The sequence below is a fragment of the Streptomyces sp. NPDC043854 genome (assembly GCF_056436005.1).
Genome location: NZ_JBWKDK010000004.1, coordinates 82993 through 100828, shown reverse-complemented (window position 1 = coordinate 100828; position 17836 = coordinate 82993). Strand labels below are relative to the sequence as shown.

Genomic DNA, 17836 nt, shown 5'->3' with positions numbered 1-17836 from the left:
GACCCCGGCTGGCAGGATGCCGATCACCTGCCACACGACCCGGGGAGAGCGCAGATGACCGCCGAGAAGCCGTACGTCGTCCAGTCCGCGGACGGGGTGTACGCCTACATCCAGCCGGACGGCGGCTGGTGCCTCAACAACGCCGGCTTCGTCAGCGACGGCGGGCGGACGCTGCTCGTCGACACCGCCGCCACCGAGCGGAGGGCGCTGGCCCTGCGCGAGGCGGTCGTCGCGGCCGGGGTGCCGCTGCCGCGCACCGTCGTCAACACCCACCACCACGGCGACCACACCTACGGCAACGGCGTGTTCGCCCCGGAGGCCCTGATCGTCGGGCACGACAGCGCCCGCGCCGAGCAGCTCACCGCCGGGCACCAGCTGGAGATGATCTGGCCCGCGACCGACTTCGGCGCGATCGAGATCACCCCGCCGGACCTCACGTACAACGACCGGATGACCCTGCACCTCGGCGCCACGGAGGTGCAGGTCATCCACCCGGGCGTGGCGCACACGACCGGGGACTCCGTCGTCTGGCTGCCACGGCAGCGGGTCGTCTTCACCGGCGACCTGATCTTCTCCGGGGGCACCCCGTTCCTGGCGATGGGCTCGCTGGCCGGCTCCCTGCGGGCGCTGGAGCTGCTGCGCTCCCTGGGCGCGGAGACCGTCGTACCGGGCCACGGGCCGCTGACCGACCCCTCGGCGTACGAGTCCACCGAGCGCTACCTGCGGTACGTGGCCGAGCTCGCCCGGGAGGGCGGGGCGAAGGGGCTGAGCCCGCTGGAGGTGGCGCAGGCGGCGGACCTCGGGGAGTTCGCGGCCTGGCGGGAGAGCGAGCGGCTGGTGGCGAACCTGCACCGGGCGTACGCGGAGCTGGCGGGCGGGCCGGAGGGCGCGCCGCTGGACATCGCGGCGGTACTGAGGGACATGGCGGTGATGAACGGCGGGCAGCCCATCCTCTGCCACGCCTGAGTCCGGGCCCGGTCCCCGGCACCCGCCCGGGGGCCCGGCACCCGCGCGGGGGCCCGGCACCCGCGCGGGGGCCCGGCCGGTGTCCGGGGCCCCGCACACTGGACGGCATACCGACTGGTCGGCATGATAGGCCTCCGTCACCGTCAACTTCCGTACGGAGGTGTGCACCATGACCCCAGCGCCCGCCGCGGCCGACCCCCGCGGCCTCGACCTGGAGCGGCTGCGCGGCCATCTGGACCGCGTGCGCCCGGGGCTCCTGGCCGGGCCGCTGCACGGCCGGCTGATCGAAGGCGGCCGGTCGAACCTCACGTACGAGATCACCGACGGGAGCGCCCGCTGGGTGGTGCGCCGCCCGCCGCTCGGGCACGTCCTGGCCACGGCGCACGACATGCGCCGCGAGCACCGGGTCATCGAGGCGCTGCACGGCACGGCCGTCCCGGTGCCCGAGCCCGTCCTGCTGTGCGAGGACGAGTCGGTGCTCGGGGCGCCGTTCTACGTCATGGAGTTCGTGGACGGCGTCCCGTACCGCACCGCCGGGAAGCTGGCCGCGCTGGGGCCCGAGCGCACCCGGCGGGTGGTCCTGGGCCTGGTGGACACGCTGGTCGAGCTGCACGCGGTGGACCCGCAGGAGGTCGGCCTCGGCGACTTCGGCCGGCCCGAGGGCTTCCTGGACCGGCAGCTGCGCCGCTGGGCCAAGCAGCTCGCGGCCTCCCGCGGCCGGAACCTCGCCGGCATCGACGAACTGCACGGGGCGCTCGGCCGCGCCCTGCCCCGCTCCCCCGCCGCCACCGTCGTGCACGGCGACTACCGGCTCGACAACGTGCTGGTCGGCGGGCCCGGGGACACCGTCCGGGCGGTGCTGGACTGGGAGATGTCCACGCTCGGCGACCCCCTGACCGACCTCGGGCTGCTGGTGATGTACAGCTCCGACCTGGGGCTCGCCGACTCGCCCGTCAGTACGACCAGCGCCGCGCCCGGCCATCCCGCGCCGGCCGAGCTGATCGAGCGGTACGCCGCCCGCTCCGGCCGGGACACCGGGGCGATCGCCTGGTACACGGCCTTCGCCTGGTTCAAGCTCGCCGTGATCCTCGAGGGCATCCACTACCGCTGGACCCTCGGGCAGACGGTGGGCGAAGGCTTCGACCGGATCGGCGAGCTCGTCCCGGTCTTCATCGAGCACGGTCTGACCACCCTCAAGGAAGGCTGAGGCACGCACCCATGGACTTCGCATTCGACGCCCGGACCGAGGAACTCCGGACCCGGCTCCTCGCGTTCATGGAGGAGTACGTGTACCCGGCGGAGCCCGTCGCCGCCGAGCAGCGCGCGCGGCTGGCCTCGCCCTGGGACACCCCGGCCGTGTTCGGAGAGCTGAAGGCCGAGGCGCGCCGCCGCGGCCTGTGGAACCTCTTCCTGCCCGACGCGCGCTACGGCGCCGGCCTGACCAACCTCCAGTACGCCCCGCTCGCCGAGATCACCGGCCGCAGCCCGCACCTGGCCCCGACGGCGACCAACTGCGCCGCTCCGGACACCGGGAACATGGAGCTGCTCGCCCAGTTCGGCAGCGAGGAGCAGCGCAAGCAGTGGCTGGAGCCGCTGCTGGAAGGGGAGATCCGGTCCGCGTTCGCGATGACGGAGCCCGAGGTGGCCTCCTCGGACGCCACCAACATCGAGACCCGGATCGAGCGCTCCGCGAGCGGGGACGCGTACGTGGTCACCGGGCGCAAGTGGTTCATCTCGGGCGCCATGAACCCGGACTGCCGGGTGTTCATCGTGATGGGCAAGACCGATCCGGACGGGCCGGATCCGCGCCGCCAGCAGTCGATGGTCCTCGTCCCGCGCGACACCCCGGGCGTCGAGGTCCGCCGGGCGATGACCGTGTACGGGTACGAGGACCACGACCACGGCGGGCACGCCGAGGTGGTCTTCGACGGGGCGCGGGTGCCGGCCGCGAACCTGATCGGCGAGGAGGGCTCGGGCTTCGCGATCGCCCAGGCCCGGCTGGGCCCCGGCCGGATCCACCACTGCATGCGGCTCATCGGCATGGCGGAGCGGGCGATCGAGCTGATGTGCCGGCGCGCGGTGGGGCGTACGGCCTTCGGTAAGGAGCTGGCCGCACAGGGCGTCGTGCAGAACTGGATCGCGGACGCCCGGGTCACGGTGGAGCAGCTGCGGCTGCTGGTGCTGAAGACGGCCTGGCTGATGGACACGGTCGGCAACCGCGGGGCGCACACCGAGATCCAGGCCATCAAGATCGCCACCCCGCGGGCGGTGGTGCGCATCCTGGACGACGCGGTGCAGTTGCACGGTGCGGGCGGGGTGAGCCAGGACTTCCCGCTGGCCGAGCTGTGGGCGGCGGCGCGGACGCTGCGGCTCGCGGACGGGCCGGACGAGGTGCACCAGCGCTCGCTGGCGCACCGGGAGCTGAAGCGGTACCGCTGACCGCGGGCCCGCAGGCCGGCGGGCCCGTGGGCCCGTAGGCCGGCGCCGGCCGCCTGCCTACGGGCGGAGGGCGCGCAGCAGCAGGTCGGCGAGGTGGTCGGCGACCTGCTGCGGGGTGAGCGGGCCGTCCGCCCGGTACCAGGTGGACAGGTGGTGGACGGAGCCGAAGTGGTAGTCCACCACCAGGTCGGCGGGGGTGGCGGTGGAGAACACGCCGGTGCGCTGGCCCTCCTCGATCAGGGCGCGGAAGCGTTCGTGGTAGCGGCGGCGCTCGGCCCGGACCTGCTTGTACTTCTCCGGGCTGAGCTGGTGCATCGACCGGAAGAAGATCATCGCGTCGTCGAGGTTCTCGATGGTGGTGACCACGACGTCGGCCGCGGCGGCGCGCAGCCGCTCCTCGACGGGGGCGTCGGAATCGGCCACCGCGTCCAGGCGCTGCTGCTGGAGGCGCAGCATCCGCGCGTACACCTCGTGCAGCAGGTCGTCCTTGGAGCCGAAGTAGTGGTAGAGGGCGCCCTTGGTGACGCCGGCCGCCTCGACGATCTCCTGGACGGAGGTGCGGTCGTAGCCACGCTCCGCGAAGAGCCGCGTGGCCACGGCCAGCAGCCGCTGCGGCACCGGGGTCTCGTGGGTGCCCTCGGGCTCCGTCGTCCTGGCAGCCATGGCGCTGACCTTCCCTTCCTGTTCCGCGGCCGGGGACGGCCGGTGTGGCCCGGTGCGGCCGACTGTACGGCTGTTTTCAGCCGCGGTCGCGCAGTTCCCGTCGCAGGATCTTGCCACTCGTCGTCTTCGGCAGGGCGGGCAGGATCTCCACCTGGCGCGGGTACTTGTACGCGGCCATGCGGGCCGCGCAGTGGGCGGCCAGTTCCGCCGGCCCGGCCGTGGCGCCGGGGCGCAGGCTCACGTACGCCTTCACGGTCTCCCCGCGGTACGGGTCCGGGACGCCGACGACGGCGGCCTCGCGGACGGCGGGGTGGGTGTAGAGGACGTCCTCGACCTCGCGCGGCCAGACCTTGAAGCCTGAGGCGTTGATCACGTCCTTCTTGCGGTCGACGACGTAGAGCCAGCCGTCCCGGTCCACGAACCCGACGTCCCCGGTGCGCAGTTCGCCGTCCGGAAAGGCGCGGGCGGTCTGCTCCGGCAGGCCCCAGTAGCCGGACGCGATCTGCGGGCCGCGGACGGCGATCTCCCCGGTCTCGCCCAGGGGCGCCTCGGCGCCGCGGTCGTCGAGGATGCGGACGGCGGTGTCGGCGCCGGGCAGGCCGACGGCGAGGGTGCCGGAGGCGGGGTCGACGGGGGCTTCGAGGTGCACGGGGACGGAGGCGACGGCGGCGGTGGACTCGGTGAGGCCGTATCCGTTGCGCAGGTGGAGGCCGTAGGCGGTGCGCAGCCGGGCGACGAGGGCCGGCGGGAGCGGGGCTCCGCCGGAGGAGGCCACCCGGAACGAGGCGAAGTGGTCCGGGGTGGCGGCGGGATGTGCGGCCAGGGCGATGAAGGCGGTGGCGGGGCCGATGGTGTAGGCGGGGCGGTGCTCGAGGAAGGCGTCGAGGACGGTGCCCGCGTCGAAGCGGTGGGCGAGGACGAGGGTGCCGGCGTTGAGGAAGCAGGCGGCGAGTTCGCAGACCATGCCGGTGATGTGGAAGAGCGGCGCGAGGGCGAAGTAGCCGGAGCCTTCGGCCACCGGGTGGCCGCTGACCTGCCGTCGGGCGTTGTGGGTGAGGGCGCCGTGCGGGTTCATCGCCCCCTTGGGGGTGCCGCTGGTGCCGGAGGTGTAGCTGATGAGCGCGGTGTCGGCGGCGGTGTGCCCGGGGTCGGGCGGGGCCGGGTGGCCCTGGCGGGCCACGGTGGCGAAGTCCGCGGCGTCGGGGGCCTGCGGCTGCCGCCCGGGCAGCAGGACGCGTACGTCGTCGCGGGTCTGGAAGTCCAGCTCGGAGGCGGTCAGGGTGGCCCGTACGGCCGTCCCGGCGGCGGCGCCGCGCAGGTGGGCCGGCCAGGCGCGGTCGTCGCAGATCAGCGCGGCGGCCCCGGAGTCGCGCAGGATGTGCCGGGCCTCGGCCTCCTTGTACATGGGGTTGAGCGGGACGACGACGGCCCCGGCCTTCCAGGCGGCGAGGACGGCCAGCGCGAAGTGCGGGGTGTTCTGGAGCAGTACGGCGACCCGGTCGCCGCGGCCGATGCCGTGGGCCGCGAGGTACCCGGCGACGGAGTCGGAGAGCGCGTCGGCCCGGGCGTAGTCGATGCGGCCGTCGAAGTAGGCGAGCGCGGTCCGCCCGGGGGCGCGGGCGGCGGCGGCCCGGAAGGCGTGCAGCACGCTGGGCGGCGCGTCCACGGGGGCGCGCTGGGCCGGGCTGAGGAGTTTCAGCCACGGCTTGGCGGCGTACGGGGAAGGACCGGCCGGGGCCGGGACCGGGGACGGGACCGGGGCCGGGGACGGGGACGGGGCCGGGGACGGGGACGGGGGCAGTGCCGGGGGCGGGTGCGGCGCCGAGGTCACCTGCTCTCCCATTTCTGCTGGAGGTGGTTCATGCGGTTCAGCCAGCGGTCGGGGTCGGTGGCGCGCGCGATATGGAAGTCCGCCACCTCGGGGTGCGGGAGGATCAAGAACCGGCCCTTCTCCATGCCGTCGAACAGTGCGTCCGCCACCGCTTCCGGCTCGATCGCGGTCGGCGCGAGGACGAGTTCGCCCGCCGGGCCCGCGGCCGTCAGCATGTCGGTGCGGACCCCTTGCGGGCAGATGGCGTGGACCCGGATGCCGCGGTGGCGGTAGGTCAGCGAGAGCCATTCCGCGAAGGCGAGCGCCCCGTGCTTGGTGACACTGTACGGCGCCGCTCCGATCATGGTGAGCAGGCCTGCGGCCGAGACGGTGGACACGAAGCATCCGCTTCCGCGCTCCAGCCAGTGCGGCAGCAGCAGGCGGGCGGCCCGGACGTGCGCCATGACGTTGGTGTCCCAGGCCGCCTCCCACACGGCCTCGTCGGCGAAGGCGTCGCCGCCCGAGGCGAGGCCCGCGTTGGCGCAGTAAACGTCGACCTCCCCGCCGAGGGCCTCGCGGGCCTCGGCGGCGACGGCCGAGGCGTCGCCGGGGAGGGCGATCGCGCGGGCGCCGATCTCGCCGGCCACGGAGGCGGCCTTGGCGGCGTCGAGGTCGTTGACGACGACGGTGGCGCCCTCGGCGGCGAAGCGGTGGGCGAGGGCGGCGCCGATGCCGCCGCCCGCGCCGGTGACGACGACTCGCTGGTCCTGGTACGGGCTCGGGCTCGGGCTCGCGCTCACGGGGATCACCTTTCCTGGACGGTCGGACACCGGGAGTCGGGGCACCGGGGTGCTGCGGTGCCCGGACGCCCCGGAAGCCCCGGGACGCCGGCAGACTAACCGGTCGGTATGTCGGGGTGGAAGGGGGCCGGGGCCTAGCGTGGCGGGATGACGCTGAGGCTGTCGCTGTCGCGACGGGGGCTGCTGGGACTGGCGGGGAAGGCAGGCGCGGCCGGTGCCCTGGGGGCCGCGGGGGTGCTCGGAGCTGCCGGGGCACGGGGGGCGGCAGCGGCTGCCGGGGCCGCGATGGGCGGTGAAGGCAGCGCTTCGGATGCGGAGGGCGCGGCGGACCGGGTGCGGACGGGCTTCGATGTGCTGGCCGCGGACGGGTACGCCGTACTCGACGGGCAGCGGGTCGGAGTGGTCACCAACCCCACCGGCATCACGGCCGATGCCCGCCACCTGGTCGACGTCCTGCACGCCGATGCGCGGGTCCGGTTGGTCGCGGTCTTCGGGCCCGAGCACGGGTTCCGCGGGACGGCGCAGGCGGGCGACTCGGAGGGGGCCGGCCGGGACCCGGCGACGGGGCTGCCGGTGTACGACACGTACGGCAAGAGCGGGCAGCAGCTGGCGGACGTCTTCACGGCGGCCGGCGTCGACACCGTGGTCTTCGACATCCAGGACGCGGGGGCGCGCTTCTACACCTACATCTGGACCCTGTACGACTGCATGCAGGCGGCCGCACTGGCGGGCAAGGCCGTCGTCGTGCTGGACCGGCCCAACCCGGTGGGCGGGCAGCGGGCCGCGGGGCCCGTGCTGGAGCGGGCGTACGCGAGCTTCGTGGGCCGGGAGCCGATCGCGCTCGCGCACGGGATGACGGCGGCCGAGCTGGCGGCGCTGTTCAACGGGGAGTTCCTGGCGGCCAAGCCGGTCAGGCTGCAGACCGTGCCGATGACCGGCTGGCGGCGGGACTCCTTCTTCGACGGGACCGGACTGCCGTGGGTGCCGCCGAGCCCGAACATGCCGACCCCGGACACGGCGCTCGCGTACGCAGGCACCTGCCTGTTCGAGGGCACCAACCTGTCCGAGGGACGCGGGACGGCCACGCCCTTCGAGGTGGTGGGCGCGGAGGGCATCGACCGGCGGTGGGCGGAGGCCGCCGATGCGCTGGGGCTGCCGGGCGTGTGGTTCCGGGAGGCGTACTTCACGCCGACGTTCTCCAAGCACGCGGGAAAGGTGTGCGGCGGGGTCCGGCTGATCGTCCACGACCGGGCGGCGTTCGATCCGGTCCGGGCGGGCATCGGGATGCTGGTGACGGCGCGCCGGGCGTGGAGCGGCTTCGCCTGGCGGCCGGACCACTGGATCGACCGGCTGACCGGCTCTGACCGGGTCCGGCGGCTGGTGGAGGCGGGCGCGGGGGTGGACGAGATCGCGGCGGACTGGGCGGCGGGGCTGGCGGCGTTCGCGGCGGTGCGGGAGCAGTACCTGCTGTATCCGTAGGGCCTGTATCCGTAGGCGCTGTGTGTGTCAGCCGCTGCATCCGCCGGGTGCAAGGGTCTGGCCGGGTGGGGGCCGCAGCAGGATGCTGTACGGCACGGCACGGCACTGCACGGCAGGGCACGGCACCAGTGGGCGCGGCGCGGAGGGGGAACCCATGGCGGCGGGAACGGGCGGGGCGGCGGGCGCGGTCGGGATCGGGGTCGGGGTCGGTCCGTACGCGGAGCTGACCTTCGACGCCGAGGGCGACGCGGACAGGGCGTCCGTGCGGGCCGTGGCGGCCCTGGAGGCCACCGATCTGCTGGTCTTCGCGCACGGCTGGAACAGCGACCGGTCCACCTCGACCCGCCTGTACGACCGGTTCTTCGCACCCTTCCCGGGGCTGGTGGGGTCTGGGGTGCGGCTGGCGTACGTGGGCGTCGTATGGCCCTCGATCCGGTTCTCGGACGAGCCGATCCCGGACTTCGAGTCCCCCGGGGCCCTCGCCGAGGCCGGCCACGGGACCGCACTGGACCCCGCCACCCGGGAGGCGCTCAGGGCGTTCTGGCCGGGGAGGGGCGCGGAGCTGGACCGCATCGCCGAACTGCTGGAGGAGCGGCCCGGTTCGGCGGAGGCCCTCGCCGAATTCGGCACGCTGGTACGGGAGCTGGCGGGCGTCGGGGCGACCGCGACGGGCGGCGGAGGCGGTGGTACCGCGGAGGCGGTTCCCGCCATCTTCACCGAGGACGTGCACACGGTGTGCCGGGCGCTCGCCGACGGGCTCGCCGAGGCGGGCGGGCCCGCGGCCGAGGACCCCGCCGGGCCCGGGTTCGCCCTCGGCGGGGCCGTACGCGGGCTGTGGCGCGGGGCCAAGGAGCTGCTGCGGCAGGCCACGTACTACCAGATGAAGAAGCGGGCCGGGGTCGTCGGCGAGCGCGGCCTCGGCCCGGTCCTCGCGGAGCTGGCGGGGCGGCGGCCGGGCCTGCGGGTCCATCTGATCGGCCACAGTTTCGGGGCGCGGCTGGTTTCCTTCTCGCTGCGTGCGGTGCCGGACGGCGCGGGGTACGTGAAGTCCGTGACACTGCTCCAAGGAGCTTTCTCGCACTACGCGTTCACCGACCGGCTCCCCCACGACAAGGGGCGCGGCGGCGTGCTGCGCGGCATGCAGCACCGGGTCGACGGGCCGGTGGTGGCGTGCCATTCCGCACACGACTCGGCGCTCGGGGTCTTCTATCCGCTGGCCTCCCGGATGGCAGGGGATTCGGCCGGTCTGCTGGGCTTCGACCAGCGCTGGGGCGCGGTCGGGTACGGCGGGGTGCAGGCGGTGCCGGACGCGGCGCGGCTGACCCTGGACGAGGCGCTGCGCGACGGCGTCCCGGCGGCCGGTTGCGTCAGCGTGGACACGGCATCGGTGGTGCGGCGGGGCGGTCCGCCGTCGGGGGCGCACAGCGACATCTGCCACGCGGAACTGGCCCGGGTCGTGGTGTCTGCGGGGCGCATGGGGCGCTGAGTTCCGGCCACGTGCCACCCGTACGCCCCGACCGCCCCCGCATGCGCCCGCACCCGACCGGGCATGTTGGGCACATCTCACGGTGCGTCGTCGTGCGACCGAGCGCGGCGCCGCGGTGTGGACTTGGGCGCGCGAGGCGGAGGTGGAGGTGCGATGGCAGGTTTCCGGAGCCTGGCCTACCAGGTGCGGGATGCGCGCAACGACCGTGCCCTGCGGCGCCATTCGCTGCGCCGCTGCCTGGAGCGGTTCGCACCGTACGGGCACCGGGCGACGTGGTGGCATCTGTGCGACCGGCACGGGATCGGCCCGGAGGACCGGGCGGCGGATCCGCAGCGGCTGGTGGCGGCGCTGGAGGAGCTGGAGGAGGCGCGGGCGGTCTGGCTGGAGTACGAGCGGCAGTTCGCGGAGCGGCGGCGGCGCGAGAAACACGACGGGCTGCGCCGGCCGGAGTGGGCGTGGAACGGCAGCGGGGACGCCGTGGTCCGCTGCGCCGACCCGGGGGTGCGGCCGGACGGGACCCTGGCCGAGGTGCTGCGGCGGCTGGTCGCGGCCCTGGAGTCGGAGCCGGGGACGGGCTGCCCGGTCTGCGGTGAGCAGGAACTGCACTGGCCCGCGCCGGTTCCGGGGCCGAGACGGGCGCCCGGGCCGGGACGCGCGGCGGGACACGGAGCCGGGTCGGGGCGTGCCGCGGGGTCCGGGGCCGGGCGGCAGCAACAGCAGCGGGCCGGGAGCCGGGCGGGACACGGGTCGTGGGAGGGAGCGTGGGCCTGGGACGGCCCGGTCTGCGCGGGCTGCGGGATCGTGGTGCCCAGGCCGGCGCTCGCGGACTCGGCCTGGGCGTCGCCGGCGGACGGGATGCGGGCGCCGGTGTCGGCCTCGGCCGGGGCGGCGTGAGCCTGCGGCTCCAGGTGTCGCTGAACGGTGCGCGCGGCGCCGCCGACGGTGCCGCCGTGCCGCTGTCCCCCGGGGACCTGGCGGAGTCGGCGCTCGGGGCGGTCGCCGCCGGGGCCGCGGAGGTGCTGGTCCATCCGCGGACCCCGTGCGGCGGGGAGAGCCTGTCGCCCCGGGTGGTGGGGCCGCTGCTGGAGGCGTTGCGGGGCGCGGGGGTCTCCGTACCGCTTTCGGTGTGCGCGAGCATCGCCGCCGAGCCGGATCCGGCGGGGCGGCTGGAGCGGGTCCGGTCCTGGACGGTGCTCCCGGACCGGGCCGCCGTGCACTTCGCGGAGCCGGGGGCGGCCGAGCTGGCCCGGGCGCTGCTGGCGCGGGGCGTGGCGGTGGACGCGGTGGTCGTGGTGGGCGCGGCGCCCGAGGAGGGCGCGGCGGGCTGCGCGGCCGGTGCTGTGGGTGCGGGTGGCGCGGTCGCGGCGGCTGGCCCGGTCGGGGCGGTCGGCGTCGGGGAGCTGGCGCGGTTCCTCGCCTCGCGGGCTCCGGAGCCGACGGGTGCCGCGCGGGTCCGGCCCGCGGTGGAGTTGGCGGTGGTGCCCGCGGCGGCCGATCCCGCTGCGGTGGCGGGACTGGTGGCCGCGCTGCGCCGGCCGGCGGTGGGGCCCCTGCTGGTGTACGGGCGGGAGGCCGCGGCCTGGCCGGTGCTGCGGCTGGCCGTGCGCTGCCGTGCGGACGCGCGGATCGGTCTGGGCGACGTACTGCGGCTGCCCGACGGGCGCCCGGCCGGCTCGAACGCCGCGCTGGTGGCGGCGGCACACGAGGCCGCCGGGGCCGGGGCGGCGGGTGCCGGGGCCCGGGCGGCCGGCGCCGGGGCCGCGGACCGGAGGGGCGATGCCGGTGGCGGCGGCGGTACCGGTCGCAGTGGCCGTGGCGGTCGCGGTGGCGGTGCTACAGCCGCGAGCCGGTGAGCCGTTCACCGAAGACGTCGTCCGGGTTGGACAGGGCGCAGGTCTTCAGGGACAGGCAGCCGCAGCCGATGCAGTCGGTCAAGTGGTCGCGCAGCCGCTCCAGTTGGGCGATCCGCTGTTCGAGCTCGCTGCGCCACATGTCCGAGAGCCGGGCCCAGTCCTCCTTGGTGGGGGTGCGCTCCTCGGGCAGCTCGGCGAGTGCGTCGCGGATCGCGGCGAGCGGGATCCCGACGCGCTGGGCGGCGCGTACGAAGGCCACCCGGCGCAGGGCGTCGCGGCTGTAGCGGCGCTGGTTGCCGGAGGTGCGGCGGCTGCTGATCAGGCCCTTGGTCTCGTAGAAGTGGAGCGCGGAGACGGCCGCGCCGCTGCGGGCGGACAGCTGGCCGACGGTGAGTTCGTGGACTTTCTCGGGAATCTGCGGCACGAGGCCGAGGGTAGTCGGCCCTGCCGGAATCCGTTGACAGATACATGCGGCCCCCGCATGCTGAGCAAGCGCTTATTCGACCGGAGAGTGTGAGGGAGAGGCATGGCCGAGCCGAGGGTCTTCACGTCCGCCGAGGAACTGCGCGCCGGGATCGGCCAGCCGCTCGGCCCGAGCGGCTGGCTGGAGGTGGACCAGAAGCGGATCGACCTCTTCGCCGACGCGACGGGCGACCACCAGTGGATCCACGTGGACCCGGAGCGGGCCGCGTCCGGGCCCTTCGGCTCCACGATCGCACACGGCTATCTGACGCTGTCGCTGCTGCCGAGCCTCGTGCCGCAGATCATGCGGGTCGAGGGCATGCGGATGGGCATCAACTACGGCACGGACAAGGTCCGGTTCCCGGCGCCGGTGCCGGTCGGCTCGCGGCTGCGCGCCACCGCCGTGATCACCGACGTCACCGAGGCGGGCGGCGGCGTACAGGTCGCGGCGACGGTCACGGTCGAGCGCGAGGGCGGCGACAAGCCGGTGTGCGTGGCCCAGTCGGTGTCGCGGTACTACTTCTGAACGGGCGCGCCCACCATGCGCAGGACGAGGCCGGCGTAGAGCTCGCCGACCTCCTCCGGCGTGCGGCGGCCGGCGGCGTTGAACCAGCGGGCCACGTCGATGCACAGGGAGAGGACGGCGAGCGTGGTGCCGGGGACGTCCGGAACGTGGAACTCCCCCGCCGCGACGCCCTCGGTGAGGATGCGGCGCACGACGGCATCGCTCTGCCGGCGCAGTGCCACGATTTCGGAGCGGTGCTCCGGAGCGAGGGCCTCGAGCTCGTACTGGACCACGCGCGCGGTGGTGTGGTGCGCCGCGTGCCACAGCACGAAGGACCGCACGGCCGCGCCGAGCCGGTCGGCCGCGGAGCCCGGGCCGGCGGCCGCGGTCTCCAGGATGTCCAGCGCCTTGTCGTGGCCGATCCGGCTGATCCGGTGGAGCAGCTCTTCCTTGGTCTTGTAGTGGATGTAGAGCGCGGCGGGGCTCATTCCGGCCCGTCCGGCGATGTCACGTGTGGTGGTGGCGTGGTACCCGCGCTCGGCGAACGCCTCGACCGCGGCGATCAGCAGCCGCCGCGCGGCGTCGGGGGTGACCTCCGACCACGGCCGATAGCCGCCCGTCGTCTCCGCCGCGCTGTCCATCGCTCGCCCACCTTCTCGTCACTGTCGGAAGGAACACCTTACCGGAGGGTGAGCAAGCGCTTAGCGCCTTGCGGAAACGCGGGCCGCCGGGGTCGGCGGGCTCAGAAGGCGGAGACTCCGGTGCGGGCGCGGCCGATCAGCAGCTTCTGTATCTGGCTGGTGCCCTCGTACAGGGTCATCACGCGGGCGTCGCGCAGCAGCTTGCCCGCCGGGTACTCGTCGATGTAGCCGTAACCGCCGTGCACCTGGAGGGCGTTGCCCGCGGCGCGCACGGCGGCCTCGGAGGCGAAGAGCTTGGCGGTGGACGCCTCGGTGGCGAAGGGCTGCCCGCGGTCGATCAGGTCGGCCACCCGCCAGGTCAGCAGGCGGGCCGCGTCCACGTCCACCGAGATGTCGGCGATCAGCTCCTGGACGAGCTGGTGGTGGGCGATGGGTCGGCCGAACTGCTCCCGCCCGGCCGCGTACGAGACGGCCGCATCCAGTGCCGCCTGCGCGATGCCCACGCACCCGGCGGCGACCGACATCCGGCCCTTGGCCAGGGCGGACATGGCCACCGAGAAGCCCTTGCCCTCCGGGCCGAGCATCGCGGAGGCGGGTACGCGGACCCGGTCGAGGACGAGTTCGGCGGTGGCCTGGCCGCGCAGGCCGAGCTTGCCGCGGATCTCGCGGCGGGTGAAGCCGGGGGTGTCGGTGGGGACGAGGAAGGCGGAGATCCCGCGGTGGCCGGGCTGCCCGCCCGTGCGGGCGAAGACGAGGGCGAGGTCGGCCCAGGTGCCGTTGGTGATGAACATCTTGGTGCCGGTGAGGACGTACGCGTCCCCCTCGCGCTCGGCGCGCGCGGTCAGGGCGGCGGCGTCGGAGCCGGTGCCGGGCTCGGTCAGGCCGAAGCAGCCGAGCGCGTCGCCGGAGCAGAGGCGGGGCAGCCAGGCGCGCTTCTGCTCCTCGGTGCCCCAGGCGGCGAGGGACTTGGCGACCAGGCCGAGGGACACGGAGACGATGCCGCGCACGGCGGAGTCGCCGCGGCCGAGTTCCTCGGTGACGAGCGCGTAGGCGAGGTGGTCCCCGCCGGAGCCGCCGTACTCCTCGGGGACGGTCAGGCCGAGGAAGCCGAGGGCGCCGAGCTTCTTCACGATGGCCCGGTCCACGCTCTCGGCGCGGTCCCACTCGGCGGCGTACGGGGCCACCTCGCGCTCGGTGAACGCGCGGGCGAGGCGGCGCACCGCGGTCTGCTCCTCGCTGAGCTCAAGGTTCACCGGGCACCTCCGGGGCGGTGGGCGGGCGGCAACGCAACAGGCGGGAGCGCGGCAGGCCGGCGGGTTTTAACTAGCAGCGGTAGTTTCAGGCGGGGCAGCCCTACTATGTGGCGCATGGCCAGACCGCGCAAGCCCCTGCTCAGCCGAGACCGCATCGTCGAGGCGGCGGGCGCGCTGGTGGACGCGGAGGGGCTGGAGGCGGTCTCGACGCGGCGGCTGGCGGCCGCGCTGGGGGTCAGCGGCCCCTCCCTGTACAACCACTTCCGCACCAAGGACGAGATCCTGGACGCGGTGGCGGACGCGGTCAGCGCGCGGGTCGACCTGTCGATGTTCGAGGGCGCGGCGGGGGCGGGCGCGGACTGGCGGGAGGCGCTGCGCACGTGGGCGCACTCGTACCGGGACGCGCTGGCCGACCACCCCAACATCGTGCCGGTGCTGGCGCGCGGCCCGGGGCGGCGTCCGGCAGGACTGCGGCTGGCGGACGCGGTGTTCGGGGCCATGACGGCGGCCGGGTGGCCGCCGGCGCAGGCGACGCGGATCGGGGCGCTGATGCGGTACTTCATCCTGGGCTCGGCGGTGGGATCCTTCGCCGGGGGTTTCGTGGACGACGAGGCCGCGTACGACCCGGCGGACTACCCGCACCTGGGCCAGGCCCACCTGCTGGCCGAGCGGCAGCGCGAGGTGGACGAGGGCGCGTTCGACACGGGCCTGACCGCCCTGCTGGACGGCCTGGCCCTCCAGTTCGAGGCCCTGGCCGCGCGGCAGGAGGACTGACGCGCGACCGGGCCGGACGGCGGGGCCGCGACCGGAACGCGGCGGCACGGGGCCGGGAAGGCAGCGGCGCGGGGCCGGAAGCCGGCTTGGCGGGGCTAGAAGACGACGAGGGAGCGGCCGCCCTTGCCGGCCAGCATCGCGTCGAAGGCGCCGGGGATGCCGTCGAGGGTGATCCGGTCGGTGACCATCGAGCCCAGGTCCAGGCGGCCGGCGCGGACGTGCTCGGCCAGCACCGGCAGGTCGCGGGCCGGGTCGCTGTTCCCGTAGACGCAGCCGGTGAGGGTGCGGGCGAAGTGGAATATCTCCAGGGCGTGGAAGGCGACCTGCTGCTCCTTGCCCCCGATGCCGACGACGGTGGTGCGGCCGCCGCGGCGGGTGGACTCCCAGGCCGCGCGAATGGACTCCGCCCGGCCGACGCACTCCACGGCGACGTCCGCGCCCTGGCCGCCGGTGAGTCCGCGGATCTCCTTGGCGGTGGTGTCGGAGGCGAGGACGAAGTCGGTGGCTCCGGCCGAGCGGGCCAGCTCCTCCTTGGCCGGGGAGACGTCGACGGCCACGACCGGGCCCGCCCCGGCGATCCGCGCGGCCTGCAGGGCGGCGAGGCCGACTCCGCCGACGCCGAAGACGGCGACGGACTCGCCGGCCCGCACCCGGGCGCTGTGGTGGACGGCGCCGTATCCGGTGAGCACCGCGCAGCCGAGCAGGGCGGCCTCGTCGAGCGGGATCCCGGCGGGCGCGGGCAGTACGCAGTTGGCCGCGACGACGGTCTCCTCGGCGAACGCGGCCACGTTGAGCCCCGGGTGCAGCGGCGTGCCGTCGGCGTCGTGGGCGTGGACGGCGCCGACTCCGGTGAGGGCCTTGGCGCAGAGCCAGACCTCGCCGATGGAGCAGTGGTGGCACTCCCCGCAGGACGGGGACCAGTTGAGCACCACGCCGTCGCCGGGAGCGACATGGGCGACCCCCTCGCCCACGGCGAGGACCGTGCCCGCCCCCTCGTGGCCGAGGACGGCGGGGACGGGGACCCGCATGGTGCCGTTGGTGAGGGAGAGGTCGGAGTGGCAGACCCCTGCTGCGGCGAGCCTCACCCGGACCTGCCCCGGGCCGGGTTCGGGCAGCAGGATCTCCCGTATCTCCAGCGGGGCTCCGACGGCGGGCAGGATGGCGGCGCGGACCATGGTCGATTCCGTCTCTCGGGGCTCGGGGGCAGGGCTTGGGCGGGGCGGTGCTTGGGCGGGGGCGGGGCCGGTGGGGGACTACTGGCGGGTCAGAACTGGAGGGACTTGGTCTGGAGGTACTCCGCCAGACCGTGCGGGCCGAGTTCGCGCCCGACGCCGGACTGCTTGTACCCGCCGAAGGGCGCGAGCACGTTGAAGCGGCCGCCGTTGATGTCCACCTGGCCGGTGTCCATGCGCCGGGCGAAGGCGACCGCGGTCTCGTCGTCGGCGGCCCAGACGGCGCCGCCGAGACCGTACACGGTGCCGTTGGCGATGCGCAGGGCGTCGTCCTCGTCCTCGTACGGGAGGATCGACAGCACCGGGCCGAAAATCTCCTCCCGGGCGATGGTCATCTCGGGCGTGACGTCGGCGAACACGGTCGGGGCGATGTAGTACCCGTGCTCGTGCGGCGCGTCCGGGCCGCCGGCGACGAGGCGGGCGCCCTCCTCGATGCCCTTGGCGATGTATCCGCGCACGCGGTCGCGCTGCTTGGCGCTGATCACCGGGCCGAGGCGGGTGCCCGGTTCGAGGGGGTCGCCGCAGGGGTACTTGGCGACGGCGGCGGCCGCGAGCGAGACCGCCTCCTCGTACTGGTCGCGGTGGACGAGCATGCGCGAGAGCGCGTTGCAGCTCTGGCCGGAGTTGTTCATGACGTGACCCACGCCTGCTGCGACGGCCTTGGCCAGGTCGGCCCCGGGCAGGATGACGTTGGCCGACTTGCCGCCGAGCTCGAGGGCGACGCGCTTGACGGCGGCACCGGCCACGGCGCCGATCTGCTTGCCGACCGCGGTGGAGCCGGTGAAGGAGACCAGGTCGACCCCTTCGTGCGCGGCCAGCGCCTGCCCGGCGACCGGGCCGGTCCCGGTCACCAGGTTGAACACTCCAGCCGGGATGCCCGCCTCGTGCACGGCTTCGGCGAAGAGCTGTGCGGTCAGCGGGGTGTCCTCGGCCGGCTTGAGGACGAGGGTGCAGCCGGCGGCGAGAGCGGGCGCCACCTTGGCAACGATCTGGTGCAGCGGGTAGTTCCAGGGCGTGATGGCCCCGACGACTCCGACCGGCTCCAGCAGCACCGTCGAGTTCCCGATCCGCTCCTCGAAGGCGTACGAGGCCCCCAGCTCGGCGAAGGAGGAGGCGACCGCGATCGGCGCCCCGACGTGGACCATCTCGGAGAAGCCCACGGGGGCGCCGAGCTCGGCGGTGATGATCTCGGTGAACTCGGCCTTGCGGGCGACCAGTACGTCGCGCAGGGCCCCGATCAGGGCCGCTCGCCCGGCCGGGGGCGTCGCCGCCCAGCCGGGGAGGGCCGTGCGGGCCGCCCGTACGGCGGCGTCCACGTCCTCGGCGGTGCCGGCCGGGACCCCGCCGAGGATCTGCTCGTCGGCGGGGTTGACGACCTCGATCCGGTCGTGACCGGCGGCGGGCCGCCATTCACCGGCGATGTACATCCCGTCGTGGGCCTTCATGGCATTCCTCCCGAGCACGCACGAGCGC

At 74.9% G+C, this 17836-nt stretch carries 17 protein-coding genes; 9 read left to right on the top strand and 8 right to left on the bottom strand.

All coding sequences use genetic code 11. The features are described 5' to 3' along the window. The first annotated feature begins 54 nt into the window (after window positions 1–54). The 3 genes from AC068A_RS05460 to AC068A_RS05450 all read left to right on the top strand — a co-directional run bounded on the left by AC068A_RS05460 (window position 55) and on the right by AC068A_RS05450 (window position 3405). Window positions 55–966 carry an MBL fold metallo-hydrolase gene (locus tag AC068A_RS05460; protein ID WP_478581057.1) on the top strand — a complete coding sequence of 304 codons (912 nt, stop codon included), beginning with the start codon at window positions 55–57 and terminating at the stop codon, window positions 964–966. A gap of 169 nt (window positions 967–1135) precedes the next feature. Further along, window positions 1136–2173, top strand: coding sequence for a phosphotransferase family protein (locus AC068A_RS05455; RefSeq protein ID WP_478581055.1), 1038 nt, complete (start codon window positions 1136–1138; stop codon window positions 2171–2173). Window positions 2174–2184: 11 nt separating this feature from the next. After that, window positions 2185–3405: an acyl-CoA dehydrogenase family protein gene (locus tag AC068A_RS05450; protein ID WP_478581052.1), complete on the top strand. Its 1221-nt coding sequence runs from the start codon at window positions 2185–2187 to the stop codon at window positions 3403–3405. Window positions 3406–3462: 57 nt separating this feature from the next. On the opposite strand, the gene AC068A_RS05445 is transcribed toward AC068A_RS05450, so the two are convergent. From AC068A_RS05445 to AC068A_RS05435, 3 genes are all read right to left on the bottom strand, one after another. Beyond that, window positions 3463–4068 (bottom strand): TetR/AcrR family transcriptional regulator, encoded by a 606-nt coding sequence (locus AC068A_RS05445; RefSeq protein ID WP_478581049.1) that lies wholly within the window; start codon window positions 4066–4068, stop codon window positions 3463–3465. Window positions 4069–4144: 76 nt separating this feature from the next. After that, complete coding sequence (locus AC068A_RS05440) at window positions 4145–5899, bottom strand: AMP-binding protein (protein WP_478581046.1); 1755 nt, start codon at window positions 5897–5899, stop codon at window positions 4145–4147. Beyond that, complete coding sequence (locus tag AC068A_RS05435) at window positions 5896–6687, bottom strand: SDR family oxidoreductase (RefSeq protein ID WP_478581043.1); 792 nt, start codon at window positions 6685–6687, stop codon at window positions 5896–5898. Before AC068A_RS05435 ends, AC068A_RS05440 begins: the two co-directional genes overlap by 4 nt. A 150-nt stretch (window positions 6688–6837) precedes the next feature. Here AC068A_RS05435 and AC068A_RS05430 point away from each other — a divergent pair, with 150 nt between their 5' ends. From AC068A_RS05430 to AC068A_RS05415, 4 genes are all read left to right on the top strand, one after another. Next, window positions 6838–8157: an exo-beta-N-acetylmuramidase NamZ family protein gene (locus tag AC068A_RS05430; protein ID WP_478581483.1), complete on the top strand. Its 1320-nt coding sequence runs from the start codon at window positions 6838–6840 to the stop codon at window positions 8155–8157. 154 nt (window positions 8158–8311) lie between these two features. Beyond that, window positions 8312–9643, top strand: a complete 1332-nt coding sequence (locus tag AC068A_RS05425; RefSeq protein ID WP_478581041.1) for a serine-threonine protein kinase — start codon at window positions 8312–8314, stop codon at window positions 9641–9643. A 153-nt stretch (window positions 9644–9796) separates the two neighbouring features. Beyond that, on the top strand, window positions 9797–10537 hold the full coding sequence (locus tag AC068A_RS05420) for a hypothetical protein (RefSeq protein WP_478581039.1): 741 nt from the start codon (window positions 9797–9799) through the stop codon (window positions 10535–10537). Then, window positions 10534–11496, top strand: coding sequence for a 3-keto-5-aminohexanoate cleavage protein (locus AC068A_RS05415; RefSeq protein WP_478581038.1), 963 nt, complete (start codon window positions 10534–10536; stop codon window positions 11494–11496). Before AC068A_RS05420 ends, AC068A_RS05415 begins: the two co-directional genes overlap by 4 nt. On the opposite strand, the gene soxR is transcribed toward AC068A_RS05415, so the two are convergent. Next, window positions 11477–11920 carry a redox-sensitive transcriptional activator SoxR gene (gene soxR, locus AC068A_RS05410; protein ID WP_478581035.1) on the bottom strand — a complete coding sequence of 148 codons (444 nt, stop codon included), beginning with the start codon at window positions 11918–11920 and terminating at the stop codon, window positions 11477–11479. The genes AC068A_RS05415 and soxR overlap by 20 nt on opposite strands. Before the next feature lie 102 nt (window positions 11921–12022). On the opposite strand from soxR, the gene AC068A_RS05405 reads away from it, so the two are divergent. Continuing rightward, complete coding sequence (locus tag AC068A_RS05405; protein ID WP_478581034.1) at window positions 12023–12484, top strand: MaoC family dehydratase; 462 nt, start codon at window positions 12023–12025, stop codon at window positions 12482–12484. Here AC068A_RS05405 and AC068A_RS05400 read toward each other — a convergent pair. Together AC068A_RS05400 and AC068A_RS05395 are read right to left on the bottom strand one after the other, a co-directional pair. Continuing rightward, on the bottom strand, window positions 12475–13104 hold the full coding sequence (locus tag AC068A_RS05400) for a TetR/AcrR family transcriptional regulator (protein ID WP_478581030.1): 630 nt from the start codon (window positions 13102–13104) through the stop codon (window positions 12475–12477). The genes AC068A_RS05405 and AC068A_RS05400 overlap by 10 nt on opposite strands. 101 nt (window positions 13105–13205) lie before the next feature. Next, entirely contained in the window at window positions 13206–14357 is a 1152-nt protein-coding gene (locus tag AC068A_RS05395) for an acyl-CoA dehydrogenase family protein (RefSeq protein ID WP_478581029.1), read from the bottom strand. A 114-nt stretch (window positions 14358–14471) separates the two neighbouring features. On the opposite strand from AC068A_RS05395, the gene AC068A_RS05390 reads away from it, so the two are divergent. Further along, window positions 14472–15131 carry a TetR/AcrR family transcriptional regulator gene (locus AC068A_RS05390; RefSeq protein ID WP_478581026.1) on the top strand — a complete coding sequence of 220 codons (660 nt, stop codon included), beginning with the start codon at window positions 14472–14474 and terminating at the stop codon, window positions 15129–15131. Window positions 15132–15226: 95 nt separating this feature from the next. On the opposite strand, the gene AC068A_RS05385 is transcribed toward AC068A_RS05390, so the two are convergent. Both AC068A_RS05385 and AC068A_RS05380 read right to left on the bottom strand, forming a co-directional pair. Next, window positions 15227–16306, bottom strand: a complete 1080-nt coding sequence (locus AC068A_RS05385) for a Zn-dependent alcohol dehydrogenase (RefSeq protein WP_478581023.1) — start codon at window positions 16304–16306, stop codon at window positions 15227–15229. Window positions 16307–16395: 89 nt separating this feature from the next. Continuing rightward, window positions 16396–17808 carry an aldehyde dehydrogenase family protein gene (locus tag AC068A_RS05380; RefSeq protein WP_478581022.1) on the bottom strand — a complete coding sequence of 471 codons (1413 nt, stop codon included), beginning with the start codon at window positions 17806–17808 and terminating at the stop codon, window positions 16396–16398. Between the last annotated feature and the right edge of the window lie 28 nt (window positions 17809–17836).